Here is an 18,561-nt window from a genome sequence, read left to right as displayed (position 1 = left end):
GTTCCCTGGCCAGCGGGTAGCGTAGTGCTGCCAATTACGACACGGCACGTAGCGTAATTGCAGCACTCATCCACCGGAAGGATTCGCTTGATGCGCAGCGTTTATGCCGGCGTTCCCTTCACCACGTCCACGGCGGAGATCGAAGCGGCGCTCGCGGACGTCAGCATCCCGACGCTGCTGCTGTCGCTCGTGCACATCACCGGTGACCCGCGGTTCATCCGCGAGTTCAAGCAGATGGGCGTCTTCCTCAACGAGATTCAAGGGTTCATGTCGGAGGAGGACAAGGCGCGCGCCCGCGCGGCGGCCCTGCCGGTGATCGCCGACTACCGGGACCGCGGCTGCCCCGAGCCAAAGCCGCTCAGCCTCGACCTCATCCGCGAGATGATGGACTGGGCGGCCTGCGAGCACGTGAGCGACGACTACCTGCCCCTGGTCCTGGAGGAGATCGACCTCGACGGCGTCGACCCGCGCCGCCCACCGGCCCTGCCGGTTGAGACAGCGACCGAAATCCCGGTGCTCGTCGTCGGCTGCGGTGAATCGGGCATCCTGGCCGGAATCCGGCTCCGCCAGGCCAACATTCCCTTCACCATCGTGGAGAAGAACGCCGGCCCCGGCGGAACTTGGTGGGAGAACAGCTATCCCGGTGCCCGCGTCGACGTGGCAAACCATTTCTATTGCTACAGCTTCGAACCCAACAACGACTGGACGCATTTCTTCGCCGAGCAGCACGAGTTGCAGGGCTATTTCACCCGGGTGATGAGCAAGCACGACCTCGCCGAGCACGTGCTGTGGAACACGGAAGTGCTGACCGCCGAGTGGATCGACGGGGACGCCACCTGGAGCGTCCGGCTGCGCGGCGCCGATGGACAGACCAGCACGGTGCGCGCCCGGGCCCTGATCACCGCGGTCGGTCAACTCAACCGGCCCAACATTCCCCACTTCGACGGGGCCGAGACGTTCGCCGGCCCCGCCTTCCATTCCGCCGCCTGGGACCACTCCGTCGATCTGAGCGGCAAACGGGTCGCGCTCGTCGGCGCCGGCGCCAGCGGATTCCAGATCGCCCCCACCATCGCCCCAATCGTCGGACAGCTCACCGTGTTTCAGCGGACCGCACAGTGGATGTTCCCCAACCCGATGTATCACGACGAGGTCGGCGACGGCATGCGCTGGGCCATGCGGCACCTGCCGTTCTACGGGCGGTGGTACCGGTTCCTGGTGCTCTGGCCCGGCTCCGACAAGGGCCTGGACGCCGCGGAGAGCGACCCGGACTATGCCGACCAAGAGCACGCCGTCAGCGACATCAACGCCGCCGCCCAGATGATGTTCTCGCAGTGGATCACCAGCCAGGTCGGTGAAGGCCACGAACTGCTGAGCAAGGTGATGCCCGACTATCCGGCCTGCGGCAAGCGGACCCTGCAGGACAACGGCAGCTGGCTGCAGACGCTGCAACGAGACAACGTCGAGCTGGTGCGCACACCGATCCGGCGGATCACCCCCCGCGGCATCGTCACTGAGGACGGTGCGACGCATGACGCCGACGTCATCGTGTACGCCACCGGTTTCCGGCACACCGACGTGCTGTGGCCGCTGAAGATCACCGGCCGCGACGGGGTCGACCTGCACGAGTTGTGGGGGAGCCGACCGTACGCCTACCTCGGCATCACCGTTCCGAAGTTCCCCAACCTGTTCATCATCTACGGACCGGGGACCCACCTGGCGCACGGCGGCAGCCTGATCTTTCAGTCCGAACTACAGATGCGCTACATCGACCAGTGCCTGGCGCGGCTGGCCGAGGCGGACGTGCATTCGCTGGAACCCAAGCCCGAGGCCGCCGCCGACTGGCATGAGCGCACCCAGACCCAGATCAAGAAGATGGTGTGGGCGCACCCCGCCGTCAAACACTCCTACTTCAAGAACGCCAACGGTGAGATCCACACCGTCAGTCCGTGGCGCCTCAACGAGTACTGGGCCGCGGTGCGCGAGCCCGACTGGTCACAATTCGTCGTGCGACAAAGGAAGTGAGCGCCTCACCATGCGTACGGTAGTCGTCGACGGGCCCCACAGCATTCGGGTCGACACCCGGCCCGACCCCACCCTTCCCGGCCCGGACGCGGCGATCGTCGAGGTCACCGCCGCCGGCATCTGCGGATCGGATTTGCACTTCTACGAAGCGGATTTCCCGATGCCAGAGCCGATCGCGCTGGGCCACGAAGCGATCGGCACCGTCGTGGATGTCGGCCACGACGTGCACACCGTCAAGGTGGGCGACCCGGTCATGGTGTCGTCGGTGACCGGGTGCGGCGCCTGCGCCGGCTGCGCCACCCGCGATCCGGTCATGTGCCACAACGGCTTCCAGATCTTCGGCGGCGGTGTGCTCGGCGGTGCGCAGGCCGACCTGCTGGCCGTGCCGGCGGCCGACTTCCAGCTGCTCAAAATGCCGGAAGGCATCAGCGCCGAACAGGCGTTGCTGCTCACCGACAACCTCGCCACCGGCTGGGCGGCCGCCCAACGCGCCGACATTCCATTCGGCGGCACCGTGGCCGTCATCGGCTTGGGCGCTGTCGGCCTGTGCTCCCTGCGCAGCGCGCTGTTTCAAGGCGCAGCAACGGTTTTTGCTGTCGATCAGGTCCAGGGGCGGTTGGACCGCGCCGCCCGGTGGGGAGCGACACCCCTGCAGGCGCCGGCGGTCGAGGCCATCCTCGCCGCGACCGGCGGTCGCGGTGCGGACGCCGTGATCGACGCCGTCGCCACCGACGCGTCCCTGACCGACGCGCTCAACGCGGTACGGCCCGGCGGCACCGTCTCGGTCGTCGGCGTGCACGACATGAACCCGTTCCCGCTCAACGCCCTGGGGTGCCTGATCCGCAGCATCACGCTGCGGATGACGACGGCGCCGGTGCAGCGCACCTGGCCGGAATTGATCCCACTACTGCAGTCCGGGCGCCTCGACGTCGACGGCATCTTCACCACCACGCTGCCGTTGGAGGAAGCGTCCAAGGGCTACGCCACCGCGGCGTCCCGCACGGGCGACGACGTGAAAATCCTGCTGACGCCCTGACGCCCGTTACCGGGTCGCCGTGATGTATTGGGACCGCATGACGCTGTCGATCTTGACGTCGACGTCCGGCGGGGTCATCCCGTAGCCGGCCTGCAGCTCGAGCGTGTTGCGGACGGGTTCAACCGTCCATCCGTGCGCGGCCAGCCGTTCGGCGGGGTCGGTCCGCGGCTCGTAGGTCAGGGCGGAGAAGTCGACATCGCCGGACATGTTGACGCCGGGATGCGCCGTCTCGAGGGCCTCGAGCTGGTCGTGATCCAGGCGGGACCCCAGCGCCCCGATCGCGATCCGGCTGCCGGGCGCACTGAGCCCGCTGATCCGGGTGAACAGGGTGTTCTGCGCCTCGTCAGTCAGGTAGGGCAACACTCCCTCCACCGACCAGGCGCTGGGGCGTTCCACGTCGAATCCGGCGGCCTCCAGCGCCCTGGACCAGTCGGTGCGCAGATCGGCGGCGACTTCGACCCTGGGGGCCTTTGGTTTGGCGCCGTGCTGCGCGAGCACGTGCGCCTTGAATTCCAGCACCTTCGGCAGGTCGATCTCGAAAACCTTTGTGCCCTGCACCCATTCAAGCCGATATGCGCGGGAGTCCAGGCCGGCGGCAACGATCACCGCTTGGCGGATGCCCGCGGCGCCGGCCGCGATGAAGAAGTCGTCGAAGAACCGGGTCTGCACCCCGTAGAGCCGAGGGAAGGCCAACTCGTCTTCGGACGTGCCCGGGTTGGCCAGCAGGCCCGCCAGATACGGGTCGCGCGAGGCCTCGATGAAAACCTTGGCGTAGTCGTCCCGCACCAGCGACTGCGGGCTCAGCGCGTGCAGCGCCCGCCATCCGGCCACCAGCAACGCGGTGTAACCCACGCTGCTGACGATGTCCCAGTGGTCGTCGTCCGAACGCAGCGAGCCGAATTCGGGCGTCGCGCTCATGGTCGGGCCTCCCGTCAATCGACCAACGAAAACCGGCGTCGTCAACGTACCCGCGGTTCCTGTGTCAAAGCTCCAGAAACACTGTAACCGGCCCGTCATTGACCAATTCGACCTGCATGTTCGCGCCGAACAACCCGGTCTGGACCTCGGCGCCCAGCCGCCGCAACTCCTCGGCGAACGCGTCTACCAGCGGTTCGGCGACCGCGCCCGGGGCGGCCGCGTTCCACGACGGCCGTCGGCCCTTGGCGGTGTCGGCGTACAGGGTGAACTGACTGACGACCAGGATCGGTGCGTTGACGTCGGCGGCCGACCGCTCATCGGCGAGAATGCGCAGATACCAAAGCTTTTCAGCGAGGCGGCGCGCCTTGTCGGGGTCGTCGGTGTGGGTGACGCCGACGAAGGCCAGCAGGCCCTGACCGTCCGGCCGGATGGCGCCCACCACTTCGCCGTCGACCGACACCGTCGCCGACGCGACCCGCTGCACCAAGACCCGCATGGGCCTTGATGCTGCCAGCCCGGCGCCGGAGAGGTTAGGTAGGCTCGTCGGGTGTCTGTGCTCGTCGCGTTCTCCGTGACACCGATGGGTGTCGGCGAGGGAGTTGGCGAGATCGTCGCCGAAGCGGTTCGGGTGGTTCGCGATTCCGGCCTGCCCAACGAGACGGATTCGATGTTCACCGTGATCGAGGGCGAAACCTGGGACGAAGTGATGGGCGTGGTGCAGCGCGCGGTCGAGGTGGTGGCCGCCCGCGCGCCCCGCGTCAGCACGGTGATCAAGGTGGACTGGCGGTCCGGGGTCAGCGACGCGATGACCCAGAAGGTCGCCTCCGTCGAGCGCTACCTGGACAACGGTTAGCCCGTCGCGGTGGGTCGGCTCCGCCTTCCGGCGCTGCCAGTAGGCTCATGGCGGTGAGCGCACGCGCAGGCATCGTCGTCACCGGAACCGAAGTCCTCACCGGGCGAGTCCAAGACGCGAACGGCCCGTGGATCGCCGACCGCCTGCTGGAGCTCGGCGTCGAGCTCGCGCACATCACCATCTGCGGCGACCGCCCGGCCGACATCGAGGCTCAGCTCCGCTTCCTGGCGGAGCAGGGCATGGACCTGATCGTCACCAGCGGCGGTCTGGGGCCCACGGCCGACGACATGACCGTGGAGGTGGTGGCACGGTTCTGCGGCCGCGAGCTGGTGTTGGACGACGAGACCGAGAACAAGATCGCGGACATCCTGAGGAAGCTGATGGCCCGCTTCGAGGGCGCCGACTTCGAAGCGGTGCGCGCCGCCAATCGCAAGCAGGCGATGATTCCCGCCGGGGCGCAGGTGCTCGACCCGGTCGGCACCGCGCCCGGCGTGGTCGTCCCCGGCAAGCCGACCGTGATCGTCCTGCCGGGGCCACCGCGCGAGCTGCAGCCGATGTGGCGCCGGGCCATCGAGACACCCGCGGCGCAGCAGGCGATCGCCGGCCGGACGCTTTATCGCCAGGACACCGTGCGCATGTTCGGGCTGCCCGAGTCCGGTCTGGCCGAGACGCTGCGCGACGCCGAGGCGTCGGTCCCCGGCTTCGAATCGCTCGAGATCACCACCTGCCTGCGGCGCGGCGAAATCGAGATGGTCACGCGCTACGAACCGGAAGCCGCGGCCGGCTACGCAAAGCTGATGCAGCTGGTGCGCGACCGGCACGCACAGCAGCTCTTCTCCGAAGACGGTTCGACGGTGGACGATCTGGTCGCCCGGGCGCTGGCCGGCCGGCGGATCGCAACGGCCGAATCCTGCACCGCCGGTCTGCTGGCCGCGCGGCTGACCGACCGGCCGGGATCGTCGGACTACGTGGCCGGCGGGGTGGTGGCTTACGCCAACGACGCGAAAGCCGAGCTGCTCGGCGTCGACCCGGCGCTGATCTCGGCGCACGGCGCGGTGTCCGAGCCGGTGGCCGAGGCGATGGCGGCCGGCGCGTTAAGCCGGTTCGGCGCCGACACCGCCGTCGCGATCACCGGAATCGCCGGCCCGGGCGGGGGCACTCCCGAAAAGCCGGTCGGCACAGTCTGTTTCACGGTGGCGCTGGCGGACGGCTTCAAGGACACGCGCACGTTGCGGCTGCCCGGGAACCGCTCCGACATCCGGGAGCGCTCCACGACGGTGGCGATGCACCTGCTGCGCCGCGCCCTCAGCAGCCCCGAGTAGGGTGCCAACTCACATCGGATCGGTTGCCAGGAAAGCGGTTTGCGCGGTGCCGAAGCGAATTCCCGTCGCGTCCTTGCCGATCAGGGTCAGCAACGCGACGACGATCAGCACCGGCACGATCGTCGCCGCCAGCGCGAAGGGATAGCCGTGCGACTCGGCCAGGCGCTCCTGAATGGGCAAGTTGAACGCGGCCAGCAGGTTTCCCAGTTGGTAGGTCACGCCCGGGTAGAGGCCGCGGATGGCATCCGGTGACATCTCGGTCAGGTGGGCCGGGATGACCCCCCACGCGCCCTGCACGAACAGCTGCATCAAAAACGAGCCCAGACACAGCATGGCCGCCGTGCGCGAGTAGGCGAACAGCGGCACGATCGGCAGCGCCAGCAGTGCGCAGAAGATGATGGTGTGGCGGCGGCTGAACCGCTGCGACTGCGTGCCGAAGAACAGGCCGCCGATGATGGCGCCGATGTTGTAGACGATCACGATCCACTTGACCGTCGCGCTGGACAATCCGGCGCCGTGGTTGGTGGTGGCTGTCAGGAATGTCGGGTAGACGTCCTGGGTGCCGTGGCTCATCCAGTTGAAGGCGGTCATCAACAGCACCAGGTAGACGAACCGGCGGATGATCTTGGCGTCACGCAGCACGTCGCGGATCCTGGTGCTGGTGAGCTTCATCTGGTCCTGCGCGGCCTCCCACACCTCGGATTCCTCCACCCGGTAACGGATGATCAGGCTGACCAGCGCCGGAATGATGCTCAGCGCGAACAGCCACCGCCAGGACAGCCCGAGCCAGTTCATCACCACCAGCGACGCGACGCTCGCCAGCAGATAGCCGAACGCGTACCCCTCCTGCAGCAGGCCGGAGAAAAAGCCGCGCCGCTCGACGGGAACCTTCTCCATGGCCAGCGCGGCGCCCAGCCCCCACTCGCCGCCCATGCCGATGCCGTACAGCAGCCGCAGAATCACCAGCACGGTGAAGTTGGGGGCGAACGCGCACAGGAAGCCCACCACCGAGTAGAACATCACGTCCACCATCAGCGGCAGCCGCCGACCGACGCGGTCGGCCCACAGCCCGAACAACAGCGCGCCGACGGGACGCATGATCAGGGTGGCGGTGGTGACGAACGCGACCTCGGCCTTGCTGTGGTGGAAGGTCTTTGCGATGTCGGCGTAGACGAGCACCACGATGAAGTAGTCGAAGGCGTCCATGGTCCAGCCCAATAGGGCCGCGATGAACGAGTTTCGCTGATCGGCGGTCAACTTCGGTTGCGGACTTTGTGTGGTCACGTCAGCATCGTGGCGTACCGGGGACGGTAAAGCGAGCCGTTTCGAGTTGCGGTCCGCGAGAGTAAGTTGCGGATACATGCGCATCATCGACGCCGACGGACATGTTGCCGAGAACCCCTCGCTGGCGGCCGAGGCGATCAAGCGCTGGCCGCAATACGTCAAGCCGGCGGCCGACGGCAGCCGGTTGACGTTCGAGGGTCGCAGCTACCCGGAGGATCACGGCCCGGGCGCCGGGTGTCCGCCCCAGCACGGCATCAGCAAGGCGCCGGACATCAACTGCCGCTCCACCGAAGGCGTGCTGGGCGACGCCGACCGCGACCACATCGACACCATGGTGTTGTATCCGAGTCTGGGCCTGTGCGCGCCCACGCTGGAGGACCCCGAGTTCGCGGCGGGGTTCGCCCGGCTCTACAACCAGTGGATCGCGGACTACTGCGCCCCGTCGGGCGGCCGGCTACGGGGTGTCGCCGTGACCCCGATCGAGCACGGCCAGGCGGCTATCGACGTCATGACGGAAGCGAAAGACCTTGGACTGGTGGCGACTTTGGTTCCGCCGGCGCTCAAGACCCGCAACCTCGACCACCCCGATCTCGATCCGTTCTATGCCGCGGCGGTCGAACTGGAGATGCCGCTGGGGATTCACGGCGCGCCGGGCATCCACCTGCCCAAGATCGGCGTGGACCGCTTCACCAATTACATCCAGGTGCACTGCATCAGTTTCCCGTTCGACCAGATGACGGCGATGACGGCGCTGGTCTCCGGCGGCGTCTTCGAGCGCCACCCGCGGTTGCGGGTCGCCTTCCTCGAGGCGGGCGCGGGTTGGGTGCCCTTCTTCATGGATCGCCTGCACGAGCACTACGAGAAGCGCGGCGACTGGATCGAACGCGGATGGCGCCGCGACCCGCACGAGTACCTGGCCGCGGGCAACATCTGGGTGACCTGCGAGCCGGAGGAGCCGATCCTGCCCGGGGTGATCGACGTGCTCGGCGCCGACTTCATCATGTTCGCCAGCGACTACCCGCACTGGGACGGGGAATGGCCGGAAAGCACCAAGCATCTGCGGACCCGCTCCGACATCAGCGAAGAGGCGCGCGAAAAGATCGGCGGGCTCAACGCTCAGCGCTTCTACAACTTGAACTGAACGCGACGCCCTTCGCCGCGGGAGGTGGGAGGATCTTGGACCATGGGCCCTTTTCTGCTTCGCGCCGCACTGACCGGTTTCGCGCTGTGGCTGGTCACGAAGTTCGTCCACGGGATCACGTTCGTCGGCGGTGACACGAAGCTGGAGCGCGTCGGCATCATCTTCGTCGTCGCCGTCGTCTTCGGACTGGTCAACGCGTTCATCAAGCCGATCGTCCAGTTGCTGTCGATCCCGCTGTACATCCTGACGCTCGGCTTGTTCCATGTCGTCGTCAACGCCCTGATGTTGTGGATCACGGCGTGGATCACCGAGCACACCACGCATTGGGGTTTGCAGATCGATCACTTCTGGTGGACGGCGATCTGGGCCGCGGTCGTGTTGTCGATCGTGAGCTGGGTGCTGTCGCTGATCATTCGGGACGTCAGCCGTCGCTAGCGTCCCCGCCAGCGCGGCGGTCGCTTCTCGGCGAATGCGCGCGGCCCCTCCTTGGCGTCCTCGGTCTCGAAAACGCGGTCGCTGTGCCGGGTTTCGTTGTCGTAGGCTGACTCCAGGTCGAGCGCCAAACCCTCGACGGCGGACTGCTTCGTCGCGAACACCGCGAGCGGCGCGTTCGCCGCGACGCGCTCGGCGTAGTCGTAGGCGGTGTCCATCAGTTGCTCGGGCGGGACGACACGGTTGATCAGCCCCATGGCCAGCGCCCGCTGCGCGTCCACCATGTCGGCGGTCAGCAGCAGCTCCATCGCCAGCGGATAGGGCATCTGACGCGGCAACCGCACGGTGCTCCCGCCGCCGGCGAACAAGCCCCGCTTGGGCTCCATCACCGCGAATCGCGCGGCCGGCACGGCCACCCGAATGTCGGTCGAACTCAACATCTCGAAGCCGCCCGCGACGCAGGTGCCGTTGACGGCGGCGATGATCGGCTTGTAGACGGGGAAGCGGTGCAGGACGGCGTGGATGGCGTCGTCCTTATTCCACCCTCGCGGCTGCGGCAGGTCGCCGGTGAGTTCGGGGATGAACTTCTTCAGGTCGGCGCCCGTGCAAAAGTCCTGCCCCACACCGGTTATCACCGCCACCCACGCGCTGGGGTCGTCGCGGAACGCCGCCCACGCGTGGGCCAGGTCGCGGAAGTGTTCCATGTCCAGCGAGTTGCGGGTTTCGGGGCGGTTGATCGTGATTGTGGCGATGTGCCCGCCCACCGCGTAATCGATGCTCACCGCGCCCCCCGCTGACCGGCCAGGCGGACCACGTCGCGCGCGCAACCCCACGACAGGGTCACGCCGTTGCCGCCGTGGCCGTAGTTGTGGATGCACACGGCTCGTCCCAGCGGCTCGGCTTCCACCCGCACCGACGGGCGGTCGGGCCGCAGCCCGGTGATGGTCTCGATCACCTCGGCGTCGGCGAGCCGCGGCTCGATCCGGCGGCAGCGGTGCAGGATCCGCTCGGTCACGTCGGGCTCCGCGGTGGTGTCCCAGCGGTCGGGGATGCTGATCCCGCCGCACACGACGCGCCGGGGATGGGGGAAGTAGCAGGTCCATTCCGGGCCGCCGTTGATCTCCAGAAACAGTTGTTGCAGACCGGGATTGGTGAGCACGACGTGCTGGCCGAACAGGGGCCGCACCGTGTCGTCCCCGGTCAGGCGTCCCGCGGCCAGACCGGCGCAGTTGACCACGATCGGCGCGGCGTCGGCGGCCTCGGCCAGTGACCGCACCGGATGCTCCTCAATTTCGCAGCCTGCCGCGGCCAGCCGGCCCGTCAGGTAGTCCAGATAGTGCGGCATGTCGATCATCGGCAGCGTGGCGCGAAAGCCGTTGCCGAGGCCGGCGGGCAGGTCGGCCGGCTCGGCCGGCCGCAGGTCGGGAATCAAGGCCGCGGCGGACGCCATCGCCTCGGTCGCCGTCAGTTCGCCGGCGGCCAGCGCGGGCGCGAGCTGAACGCCGGAGCCCGGATCGGTGGCGAGCTCGCGGAACACCCGCAGGGAGTGTTCGGTCCAATCGAGCGTGCCGCTGGCACGTTCGGCGGGGCGCGGCGGCAGCCAAACCGCGCCGGCCACCCTCGACGTCGTGTGCTGTGGCATCGCAGCCGTCCAGACCCGCACCGGCCACCCGGCCTCGGCCAGGCACACCGCCGACGTCAACCCGCTGACACCGGCACCGACGACGACGATCTGTTGCGCAGAGGCCACGGCGCCACCGTAGCGAAACTAGCCCTTCCGCGGGGGTGCGGCCGGGCTAGTGATCAGAGCGCGTCAGGAGTGAGGGGGAGGCGGGGGCGCAGGCTGCTGGCCGGCCTGACCGCCGAGCAACCCGTTGAGCAGGCCGAGCGTGCCCTGCACACCGGCGGGGGGCGTGGTGGGCGGCAGGGCGGCATCCGGGGTCAGCTGCCACGGCTGGCAGCCCGAGGTCTTGAACGCCTTGTCCGTCGGGTCGATCTGGACCACCTGCGGCTTCTTGGTCATGTTGTTGTCGATGATGTTGCCGTCGGGATTGCCCGTGCGCTTCCAGTAGCAGGTGCCGTTGTTGGCGGGTCCGCCCGAGCTGTAGATCCCGGGGGCGATGTCGGTCCCGACGTTGTAGATGCCGTCCTTGTCGATGCTCGTCTTCGGTCCGGGCGCGGGGGAGGCGGCGGGGGAAGCCCCGGGTGACGGTGCCGGTGACGCCGAAGACGGCGGGGGCCCGGGTGCCGGTCCCGTGGAGGCCGCCGGTGAAGGCGACGGGGGCGGCGTCTGGTCGGGGTCGGCGCCCGCCACGCCCGCCGAGACTGCCCAGCCCGCGACCAACAGCCCCGCGACAACCAGTCGCGCCGCGGGAGGTATACCTGCCTCAATCCCCATAGCACGCCAGCGTACCGGGATGAGCAGCCTAAATCACCTGCGCCGCCACGGGCCGGCCGCCGTTCCCGGACGCGAAACCGGTGGCCACGGGCACGTCCGAGCCCTTACGCGAGCCGGCGCACGCGACCGGCGTGGCCGAGCGCGTGTTCATAGGTTTTGAGGTTGTCGCGAGAGATCTTCGCGTGCACCGGGCGTTCGAGAAGGAAGCGCAGCACCGGGTTGTAGGCGTGGTAGGTCTCGTGGAAGGTCAGCACGGTGGTCCCGTCCGGCTGTTCCTCGAGCCGGTGGTAGCCCTCGGCCCGGGACCAAAGCGGCGCGCCGACGGCGATGTAGCGCGACAGCTTGTTGGTTTCGGCTTCGGTGACGGTTTCCCACGAACGTGCCTTGCCACCCGACAGGAGGTACTTGGGTACTTCGAAGATGCAGGTGCGGACCAGACCCTCGCCCGCCTCGTTGCCCTCGTTGAGGATCTCCATGCTGCCGGTGGGCCACTTCAGAACGCGCGGCCGGGGTGCGTTGGGCGGAGGGGGCGGATGCAGCACCCGCCACACCTTCGCCGGGGGTGCCTCGACGTGAAAACGCACGGTGTAGGACTGCATCAGCCGTCTCCCCAGCTATCCCAGAACGTCACGGTTTCCGCGGGCGGCCGCGCGGCCGGCCGGAAGTCGGTGCCGATCGTGTAGGCCACCGGGAACAGCGCGGCCTGCGTGACGGTGTCCGGGATGCCGAGCAACTCGGCCACTTCTCGCTCCCTGGCCAGATGCATCGTCGTCCACACCGACCCCAGCCCGCGGGACCGCAGGGCGAGCAAGAAACTCCAGCCGGCCGGGATGATCGACGCCCAGGCCGACGCGGCGGTCAACAGGGTGGCGTTGTCGATGCGACTGTCCAGGCACGGGATCACATGCACGGGGACCTTGCCCAGCGTCTCGGTCAGCGCCAGCGCGCCGGCGTACACCCGCCGGGTCTGCGGGTCGGACGCCTCCTTGGCCGCATGCGCCAGGTAGTCGGCGCCGACGCTGCGGTAGATCTCGGCGATGGCGGCGCGCTTGTCGGCATCGGTGATCACCAGCCAGCGCCAGTCCTGCGCGTTGCTCGCGGTGGGCGCCTGCATCGCCAGCCGGATGCACTCGAGGATCACCTCGCGGCCGACCGGCCGGTCCAAGTCGAGGCGCCGGCGCACCGACCGCGTCGTCGTCAGCAGTTCGTCGACCGTGGCCAGGTCCATTCGGTGTTCCTCACTAGAGATCGATTGCGCAGAACCGCCCGACGCCCGCGCCATCCGGCGCGTCGAGACGGCCATCGGCGACTCCTGGCGGTCTGAGGTGACCAGCGAGTCGAGCAAATCAGATCCGCGACTCGGCTGTCCAGGGCGGTGAGCCGGCGATCACGGTCACTCCGCCGTTCGCGACCTGTTCAGGATCCGGCAGGCCTGATCGACCATGTCGGCCAGGATGTCGGCGGCGGGCCGGACCTGGCGAACAAGCCCCACTCCTTCGCCGACGAGGATGGCGGCGGTGTCGAAATCCTCCGCGGCAACCGCTTTCTCGTAGTCGGTCACCGCATCGGGCAGCGACGCCGCCAACCGGTCCTCGTTGCCGTGCCATGCGTCCAGGAAGTCGTTGCCCAGCGCCCGCGCGTTGTAGCCGGCCGGCCAATCCAGCCGCCGCACAAGGTCATAGGCGCGCGTGCGAATGGTGTCGTCACCGCTGGCCGTCAACGCGCGCTCGTGCGCCCGCGGCGACACCAACGCCTCCTGGGACGCCCAGAACCTGGTGCCCACCAGCGCACCGTCGGCGCCGAGCGCCAGCGCGGCGGCCAGGCCGCGTCCGTCGGTGACCCCGCCCGCGGCCAGCACCGGGGTGCCCGGTGCGCGTTCGGCGACCAGGTCGACGACGTCGGGCACCAGCGTGAACGTGGACCGCAGGGTCATGCCGTGCCCACCGGCCTCGCCGCCCTGCGCCGCGACGACGTCCGCGCCGGCATCCAGGGCCCGGCGCGCGTGGTCGAGCGTTTGCGCCTGCGCGATGAGCGGGACGCCCGCGGCCCGAATGCGCTCGGCAAAGGGGTGCAACTCGCCGAACGACAGCATGATCGCGGCGGGCTGCCGCCGCAAAACCTCCTCGAGCAGGGCGGGTTGGCGGGCCAGGCTCCAGGTGATGAACCCGCATCCGACGGTTTGCCCTTCGGCTCGGGCGAATTCGCGCCGCAGCCACTCCGCCTCCCCGTAGCCGCCGCCGATGAGGCCCAGACCGCCGGCCGAGGTCACCGCCGCCGCCAGTCGGCCACCGGAGATCATCGCCATCGGGGCCAGCACGACGGGGTGTTCGATACCGAAGAACCTGGTCACGCCGGTGTCGAGGCTCATTGCAGCTCCCCGGTGAGGAACTGCGCCCGGCCGTGGCCGAAAGACCAGTCCTCGTCGCCGTTTTCGGTGATCGACACGACCAGGTCGGACCCGTCGAGCCCGCACCGGTCGGCCAGGTTGACGGCCAGCAACTCGTAGAACTTCTCCTTCATCGCCCGCGTGCGCCGCCGGCTCACCACGTGCACAATCACCTGTTGCGACGAGCGCGCGATGCCGAGGCCGGTGTCCAAAGCGACGACCTCGTGGGCGGGATGGGTGCGCACCACTTGATAGCGGTCCCGCGCCGGCACCCCGAACGCTTCGACGACGGATTCGTGAACCGCGTCCAGCAGCACCCGGACCTGCGACGGCGTGCGACCCTCGATGAGGTCGATGTACAGCAGTGGCATTTCGTCTCCTCCGATTGATGTCCTCGAGTCCGCCCTCGAAACGGCGCACGGCGGTTGAGTGTGCGCCCGCGACGTCGAGCGTGCGCCCGTGGCGGCATCGCTCGGCGTGTCGCGAGCGTAGCCGCACATTCGATGGGTCAGGCGAGCAGCGCAAAACCCGAGCGCAGCAGCGCCAGGCTGGACGCCACGAGTTCGCCGAGGTCGCCGGCGCAGCCGTTGCGGCCCCAATTCTCCACCGCCACAACGAGGGCGGCGGCCAGCGCCGAGCCGGTGACCTCGGCGAGCAGGTCGATGTTCGGCACGTCCGGGTTGCGACCCCTGACGAAGTCGGTCAGCACCCGCGCGAACGACGCCTGCACGACGCGCAGATGGCTCGCGATCCGCTCGGCGCCGATCAGTTCGGCGCGGGCCGACGCGGCCTGGCGGACCACTTCGAGGTCATGCGGGAATGCCGCGACACTCGCGAGCACGGCGTCGAAGAGCGACTCGGAGGCCGGGCGGGCGGCCAGCGCCTCGGCCAGCCATTCCAGCTGGGTCTCGTAGTCCTGGAAGAGCACCGCCTCCTTGGTGGGGAAGTGGCGAAAGAAGGTCCGTTCCGTGACGCCGGCTTCGCGGGCCAGCTCGGTCACGGTGACATTGGTAAATCCTTTGCGCGCGAAGCTGTTCAAGGCCGCCTCGCGCAGTGCCTCATGCGTCGATCGTCGGCGTAGCTGGTGGCGGTTCGTCGGCGCGCTCATCCCACGGGGATGGTATCCCACCCCGGTGGAATCGGTCAGTACTGACATCTTCCAATTGTGTCAGTACTGACATATTCTTGTCACGCCGAGCCCAGGGAGGAAGCCATGCCGGACTATGACGCGATCGTCGTGGGAGCGGGCCACAACGGCTTGACCGCGGCGACGGTGCTGCAGCGCGCGGGCCTGCACACCCTGTGCCTGGAAGCCAACACCTACGCGGGCGGCATGGCGGCGACCGTCGAACTGATCGACGGCTTCCGCTACGAGATCGCCGGTTCGGTGCAGTTCCCGACGGCGAGCCAGATCACCAAGGACCTCGGCCTGGACACCTTGCCGACGGTGGAGCCGGACGTGATGTCCACCAACATCGGCGACCACGGCGAGGAACCGATGATCTTCTACCGCGACCCGATGCGGCTGATGACGCACCTCGGCGAAAAGCACGGCATCGAAGCCGTCACCGGCATGGCCGAACTGATCGGGTGGAGCCAGGGGCCCGCAAAAGCATTAGGGCGCTTCGACGTTCGCACACCACCGAAGACCCTCGACGAGATGTATGCGTGCGCGGCCAACGATGCCGAACGGCGCGCCATCCACGAGATGCTGTTCGGGTCGGCGATGGACGTCATCGACCGATACCTGCCCGACAAGGACAAGCACGCGGTCATGCGGGGGATGCTCGCCTTTCTCGCGATCAACTCCACCTACCGCGGCCCCTACACGCCGGGCAGCGCCACCTGCCTGGCCTTCGCCCTGGCGGTACCGGACGACAGCACGGCCATGATGACCAAACTCAAGGGCGGCATCGGCGCGCTCACCGAACACCTGCGGGAGCTGTTCGTCTCCCACGGCGGCGAGATCCGCTTCCGCGCCAAGGTGGAACAGATCCTGGTCGAGCATGGCGCAGTGACCGGGGTGCGGTTGCGCGACGGGTCAACGCTCACCGCGCCGATCGTGGTCTCCAACCTCGCGCCCGACGTCACCCTCACCGATCTCGTCGCACCCGAGCATGTTCCGGCGGAGCTGATCTCGCGGCTGTCCGGCCGCGACCACCGCGCCTCCTTCGTGCAGATCCACTTCGCCCTGGACGGACTGCCCGAATTCGCCCCGCCCTACGAGTTTTTGAACGAAGAAGGCATGCAGCAGTCGGTCGGCATCTTCGGCGCTCCCGAAGAACAACAGCTGCACTGGGAGAACTGCCGGCGGGGCATCGTCCCGGACAACCCGTCGATGGGAATGCAGATCCCGTCGGTGCACGATCCGGGCATGGCGCCGCCCGGCAAGCAAGCCGCGAGCGCCTACGCGTACGCCTTCCCGGTGGAGGTCGACCGGCACGATCATGGCCGACTGAAAAATGAGATGGCACAGCGCGTTATCGACAAGATCACCCGGTTGGCGCCCAACTTCGAGGACATCGTGATCCGCCACATCACCTTTGCCCCCTACCACATGAACACGATGTTCGGGGCCCCCGCGGGCGACTTCTGCCATGGCCTGCTGCATCCGGACTTGATGGGGCCCAACAGGCCGGGGCCCAGGGGATTCCTCGACTTCCCGATCCCGATCGAGGGCCTCTACCTCGGCGGCGCGGGATGCCACGGCGGGCCGGGCATCACCTTCACGCCCGGCTACAACGCCGGTTATCAGGCGCTCGACGACATGGCCTGAGAGCGCCCGTCAGCCGCCGAAGGTTCCGGTGAGCTGGGCGTGCGCGGTCGCGGCGCCCGCAATCGTCGTCGCCGCCCGGACGCCGGCCAGACCGCCGGGCAACCGGTAGTCGTCGGGCAGCTGGTAGAGGGTGAACCGGTAGTGGTGGGTGCCGGTTCCCGCGGGCGGACACGGGCCCTGGTAGGCGGACCGTCCGCCGCTGTTGGGCAGCGTGGTCGCCCCCTGCGGCGTCTGACCGTCGGCGGTGCTGCCGGCGCCCGGCGCGATTCCGGTCACGACCCAGTGCACGTACAGCCCGTTGACGGCGTCGGGGTCGTCGACCACGAGCGCCGCGGCCGACGGGGCCGACCATGTCAACGGCGGCGCCATGCCGGCGCCCTTACAGGTGTACTGCACCGGGATCGGCGCACCGTCGGCGAATGCCGGGCTGGCGATGCTCAACGGTGCGCCGGCGGGTGCGGCCGGGGCGGTTCGCGCGAGGGTTGTCACCCTCGGCGTCGACGGCGCCGTGATCCGGGTGTCGCCGTGCCCACCGCAGCCGGCCAATCCCAGCACCGGCGCCAGCGCCGCGACCACGAGAACGATTCGCCTGCGTGCCGTCGTGGTTTCCATAGGGAAAGTGTCGCCGACCGGGGCGCCATAGAAAAGGTTCTAGCCGCCGGACTTCTTCACTTCCAGGACCCGCTTGCGCAAGCCCTTGGTGGCGGTGTCCATCAGGCTCTTGGCGCCCCTCTTGACCAGGAAGCCCGGAACCGGCATCAGGAGGTCGACGGTGAGGTCGAACCGGACGCGAGTGGAATCCCCGTCGGGGGTCAGCGTGTACCGGCCCTCCTGCGCGCGCTGCTGCTTGGCGCTGTCCAGCGTCCAGCTGACACCGTCGTCGTGCACCACGTAGGACAGCACCTGCTCCTCCGTGAAGCCCACCAGTTTGACCACTTGCCGGGACCTCAGCGGGTGGCCCTCATCGTCGCGTTCGAGGATGTCGACGTTTTGATGCACCGAGGACCACTCGGGCAACGACTCCAGGTCGAACAACACGCCCATGACCTCATCGGGGGTGGCCTCGATGACGACTTCTCGGGATTCGGTGACAGCCATGGGTGCAACATAGCCACAGCGACGACGCCAGAAACCCACTTTGCGCCGCCATCGTCATGTGCCGTGCGCACGCCTTGGTCGTGCCGCCGGCCGCGGACTAGCGTCGGAAACCGTGCACCTGACGTGGGAACGGCTGACCGACCGCGCGTACCGCACCCGGCTGCCGTTCTGCGATGTCACGGTCGGGCTGGTGTGGGGGAGCGGCGGGGCGCTGCTGGTCGATACCGGTTCCACCCTCACCGAGGCGGCGGCGATCGAGGCCGACGTGCGGCGGCTCGCCGGGGGCCCGGTCACCCATATCGTCTTGACGCACAAGCATTTCGATCATGTCCTGGGTTCGTCGGCGTTCGCCGGGGCGGACGTCTACTGCACGCCCGGCGTCGCCGACGCGCTGTCCTCGGCGACGGGCGAACTCCGCGAGGACGCGCTGCGCCACGGCGCCGAACCGCGGGCGATCGACCGGGCGATCGCGGCCCTGCGTTGCCCGGAGCGGGGGCTGTATGACGCGGTCATCGACCTCGGCGACCGCACCGTCGTGGTGGCGCACCCCGGACGCGGACATACCACGTCCGATTTGGTGGTGGTGGCCGCCGGGACCAACCCGGGCGACCCGGTCGTCGTCTTCACCGGCGACTTGATCGAGGAGTCCGGAGATCCGGCTATCGATGCGGACTCCGACCTCGCGTCGTGGCCGGCATCCCTCGATCGGGTGCTTGCGCTCGGCGGATCGGAAGCCCTCTACGTCCCGGGACATGGAAGCGTGGTCGACGCCGAGTTCGTCCGCCGACAGCGCGACTGGCTGAGCCGACGCGCGGCCATCAGGCCGCAATGACGAAAAGGGTTGCGCCGCATGTTGATGCGATCCCAAGTGGTCGCCCGGGCGCGCGGCCGGCGC

Annotated in this window: 21 protein-coding genes; 8 read left to right on the top strand and 13 right to left on the bottom strand. The window is 68.5% G+C overall.

The window, feature by feature from the left end; genetic code table 11:
* The first annotated feature begins 90 nt into the window (after positions 1-90).
* Complete coding sequence (locus U8D42_RS08900; protein ID WP_322861491.1) at positions 91-2,022, top strand: flavin-containing monooxygenase; 1,932 nt, start codon at positions 91-93, stop codon at positions 2,020-2,022.
* A 10-nt stretch (positions 2,023-2,032) separates the two neighbouring features.
* Positions 2,033-3,058, top strand: a complete 1,026-nt coding sequence (locus tag U8D42_RS08895; protein WP_322861490.1) for an alcohol dehydrogenase catalytic domain-containing protein — start codon at positions 2,033-2,035, stop codon at positions 3,056-3,058.
* Positions 3,059-3,064: 6 nt separating this feature from the next.
* On the opposite strand, the gene U8D42_RS08890 is transcribed toward U8D42_RS08895, so the two are convergent.
* Both U8D42_RS08890 and dtd read right to left on the bottom strand, forming a co-directional pair.
* On the bottom strand, positions 3,065-3,976 hold the full coding sequence (locus tag U8D42_RS08890; protein ID WP_322861489.1) for a class I SAM-dependent methyltransferase: 912 nt from the start codon (positions 3,974-3,976) through the stop codon (positions 3,065-3,067).
* A gap of 64 nt (positions 3,977-4,040) precedes the next feature.
* A complete protein-coding gene (gene dtd, locus U8D42_RS08885; protein WP_085238930.1) occupies positions 4,041-4,472 on the bottom strand; it encodes a D-aminoacyl-tRNA deacylase in 432 nt (143 codons plus the stop codon).
* 51 nt (positions 4,473-4,523) lie between these two features.
* On the opposite strand from dtd, the gene U8D42_RS08880 reads away from it, so the two are divergent.
* Positions 4,524-4,829, top strand: coding sequence for an MTH1187 family thiamine-binding protein (locus tag U8D42_RS08880; RefSeq protein ID WP_085238929.1), 306 nt, complete (start codon positions 4,524-4,526; stop codon positions 4,827-4,829).
* Positions 4,830-4,876: 47 nt separating this feature from the next.
* Positions 4,877-6,151: a competence/damage-inducible protein A gene (locus tag U8D42_RS08875; protein ID WP_322861488.1), complete on the top strand. Its 1,275-nt coding sequence runs from the start codon at positions 4,877-4,879 to the stop codon at positions 6,149-6,151.
* 9 nt (positions 6,152-6,160) lie between these two features.
* Here U8D42_RS08875 and U8D42_RS08870 read toward each other — a convergent pair whose 3' ends face one another.
* Positions 6,161-7,357, bottom strand: a complete 1,197-nt coding sequence (locus U8D42_RS08870) for an MFS transporter (RefSeq protein WP_348636965.1) — start codon at positions 7,355-7,357, stop codon at positions 6,161-6,163.
* A gap of 154 nt (positions 7,358-7,511) precedes the next feature.
* Between U8D42_RS08870 and U8D42_RS08865 the strand changes: the two genes are divergently transcribed.
* Both U8D42_RS08865 and U8D42_RS08860 read left to right on the top strand, forming a co-directional pair.
* Positions 7,512-8,576, top strand: coding sequence for an amidohydrolase family protein (locus U8D42_RS08865; RefSeq protein WP_085238927.1), 1,065 nt, complete (start codon positions 7,512-7,514; stop codon positions 8,574-8,576).
* Positions 8,577-8,618: 42 nt separating this feature from the next.
* Positions 8,619-9,011: a phage holin family protein gene (locus U8D42_RS08860; RefSeq protein WP_085238926.1), complete on the top strand. Its 393-nt coding sequence runs from the start codon at positions 8,619-8,621 to the stop codon at positions 9,009-9,011.
* Here the strand turns inward: U8D42_RS08860 and U8D42_RS08855 are convergent.
* The 8 genes from U8D42_RS08855 to U8D42_RS08820 all read right to left on the bottom strand — a co-directional run bounded on the left by U8D42_RS08855 (position 9,008) and on the right by U8D42_RS08820 (position 14,900).
* Positions 9,008-9,790 (bottom strand): enoyl-CoA hydratase/isomerase family protein, encoded by a 783-nt coding sequence (locus tag U8D42_RS08855; protein ID WP_085238925.1) that lies wholly within the window; start codon positions 9,788-9,790, stop codon positions 9,008-9,010. The genes U8D42_RS08860 and U8D42_RS08855 overlap by 4 nt on opposite strands.
* On the bottom strand, positions 9,787-10,758 hold the full coding sequence (locus tag U8D42_RS08850; protein WP_322861486.1) for an FAD-dependent oxidoreductase: 972 nt from the start codon (positions 10,756-10,758) through the stop codon (positions 9,787-9,789). The genes U8D42_RS08855 and U8D42_RS08850 overlap by 4 nt, the downstream gene beginning before the upstream one ends.
* A gap of 63 nt (positions 10,759-10,821) precedes the next feature.
* The gene (locus U8D42_RS08845) at positions 10,822-11,406 is read right to left on the bottom strand and encodes a hypothetical protein (RefSeq protein WP_322861485.1); all 585 of its coding nucleotides are present in this window, start codon (positions 11,404-11,406) and stop codon (positions 10,822-10,824) included.
* 104 nt (positions 11,407-11,510) lie between these two features.
* The gene (locus U8D42_RS08840; protein ID WP_085238923.1) at positions 11,511-12,005 is read right to left on the bottom strand and encodes an SRPBCC family protein; all 495 of its coding nucleotides are present in this window, start codon (positions 12,003-12,005) and stop codon (positions 11,511-11,513) included.
* Positions 12,005-12,634 (bottom strand): nitroreductase family protein, encoded by a 630-nt coding sequence (locus tag U8D42_RS08835; RefSeq protein ID WP_090422046.1) that lies wholly within the window; start codon positions 12,632-12,634, stop codon positions 12,005-12,007. Before U8D42_RS08835 ends, U8D42_RS08840 begins: the two co-directional genes overlap by 1 nt.
* Positions 12,635-12,799: 165 nt before the next feature.
* The gene (locus tag U8D42_RS08830; protein WP_322861484.1) at positions 12,800-13,774 is read right to left on the bottom strand and encodes an NAD(P)H-dependent flavin oxidoreductase; all 975 of its coding nucleotides are present in this window, start codon (positions 13,772-13,774) and stop codon (positions 12,800-12,802) included.
* On the bottom strand, positions 13,771-14,163 hold the full coding sequence (locus U8D42_RS08825; RefSeq protein ID WP_090422048.1) for a tautomerase family protein: 393 nt from the start codon (positions 14,161-14,163) through the stop codon (positions 13,771-13,773). The genes U8D42_RS08830 and U8D42_RS08825 overlap by 4 nt, the downstream gene beginning before the upstream one ends.
* Positions 14,164-14,300: 137 nt before the next feature.
* Positions 14,301-14,900 carry a TetR/AcrR family transcriptional regulator gene (locus U8D42_RS08820; RefSeq protein ID WP_322861493.1) on the bottom strand — a complete coding sequence of 200 codons (600 nt, stop codon included), beginning with the start codon at positions 14,898-14,900 and terminating at the stop codon, positions 14,301-14,303.
* 105 nt (positions 14,901-15,005) lie between these two features.
* Here U8D42_RS08820 and U8D42_RS08815 point away from each other — a divergent pair, with 105 nt between their 5' ends.
* A complete protein-coding gene (locus U8D42_RS08815; protein WP_322861483.1) occupies positions 15,006-16,568 on the top strand; it encodes a phytoene desaturase family protein in 1,563 nt (520 codons plus the stop codon).
* A 9-nt stretch (positions 16,569-16,577) separates the two neighbouring features.
* Here U8D42_RS08815 and U8D42_RS08810 read toward each other — a convergent pair whose 3' ends face one another.
* Positions 16,578-17,180, bottom strand: a complete 603-nt coding sequence (locus tag U8D42_RS08810) for a YbhB/YbcL family Raf kinase inhibitor-like protein (RefSeq protein WP_322861482.1) — start codon at positions 17,178-17,180, stop codon at positions 16,578-16,580.
* A 39-nt stretch (positions 17,181-17,219) separates the two neighbouring features.
* A complete protein-coding gene (locus tag U8D42_RS08805; protein WP_090422050.1) occupies positions 17,220-17,666 on the bottom strand; it encodes an SRPBCC family protein in 447 nt (148 codons plus the stop codon).
* 112 nt (positions 17,667-17,778) lie between these two features.
* Here U8D42_RS08805 and U8D42_RS08800 point away from each other — a divergent pair, with 112 nt between their 5' ends.
* On the top strand, positions 17,779-18,498 hold the full coding sequence (locus U8D42_RS08800; RefSeq protein ID WP_322861481.1) for an MBL fold metallo-hydrolase: 720 nt from the start codon (positions 17,779-17,781) through the stop codon (positions 18,496-18,498).
* The last annotated feature ends 63 nt before the right edge of the window (positions 18,499-18,561 follow it).

Origin of the sequence: Mycobacterium europaeum, from assembly GCF_034555895.2 — a bacterium.
GTDB lineage: Bacteria > Actinomycetota > Actinomycetes > Mycobacteriales > Mycobacteriaceae > Mycobacterium > Mycobacterium europaeum.
The sequence above is the reverse complement of the archived record's forward strand: the minus strand, read 5'-3'. Positions and strand labels throughout refer to the sequence as shown.

Coding starts and splice junctions, on each gene's coding strand:
- U8D42_RS08820 (WP_322861493.1), bottom strand. CDS start 14,900: ATGAGCGCGCCGACGAACCGCCACCAGCTACGCCGACGATCGACGCAT.
- U8D42_RS08805 (WP_090422050.1), bottom strand. CDS start 17,666: ATGGCTGTCACCGAATCCCGAGAAGTCGTCATCGAGGCCACCCCCGAT.
- dtd (WP_085238930.1), bottom strand. CDS start 4,472: ATGCGGGTCTTGGTGCAGCGGGTCGCGTCGGCGACGGTGTCGGTCGAC.
- U8D42_RS08900 (WP_322861491.1), top strand. CDS start 91: ATGCGCAGCGTTTATGCCGGCGTTCCCTTCACCACGTCCACGGCGGAG.
- U8D42_RS08810 (WP_322861482.1), bottom strand. CDS start 17,180: ATGGAAACCACGACGGCACGCAGGCGAATCGTTCTCGTGGTCGCGGCG.
- U8D42_RS08895 (WP_322861490.1), top strand. CDS start 2,033: ATGCGTACGGTAGTCGTCGACGGGCCCCACAGCATTCGGGTCGACACC.
- U8D42_RS08835 (WP_090422046.1), bottom strand. CDS start 12,634: ATGGACCTGGCCACGGTCGACGAACTGCTGACGACGACGCGGTCGGTG.
- U8D42_RS08875 (WP_322861488.1), top strand. CDS start 4,877: ATGGCGGTGAGCGCACGCGCAGGCATCGTCGTCACCGGAACCGAAGTC.
- U8D42_RS08830 (WP_322861484.1), bottom strand. CDS start 13,774: ATGAGCCTCGACACCGGCGTGACCAGGTTCTTCGGTATCGAACACCCC.
- U8D42_RS08890 (WP_322861489.1), bottom strand. CDS start 3,976: ATGAGCGCGACGCCCGAATTCGGCTCGCTGCGTTCGGACGACGACCAC.
- U8D42_RS08870 (WP_348636965.1), bottom strand. CDS start 7,357: ATGGACGCCTTCGACTACTTCATCGTGGTGCTCGTCTACGCCGACATC.
- U8D42_RS08860 (WP_085238926.1), top strand. CDS start 8,619: ATGGGCCCTTTTCTGCTTCGCGCCGCACTGACCGGTTTCGCGCTGTGG.
- U8D42_RS08840 (WP_085238923.1), bottom strand. CDS start 12,005: ATGCAGTCCTACACCGTGCGTTTTCACGTCGAGGCACCCCCGGCGAAG.
- U8D42_RS08815 (WP_322861483.1), top strand. CDS start 15,006: ATGCCGGACTATGACGCGATCGTCGTGGGAGCGGGCCACAACGGCTTG.
- U8D42_RS08865 (WP_085238927.1), top strand. CDS start 7,512: ATGCGCATCATCGACGCCGACGGACATGTTGCCGAGAACCCCTCGCTG.
- U8D42_RS08845 (WP_322861485.1), bottom strand. CDS start 11,406: ATGGGGATTGAGGCAGGTATACCTCCCGCGGCGCGACTGGTTGTCGCG.
- U8D42_RS08825 (WP_090422048.1), bottom strand. CDS start 14,163: ATGCCACTGCTGTACATCGACCTCATCGAGGGTCGCACGCCGTCGCAG.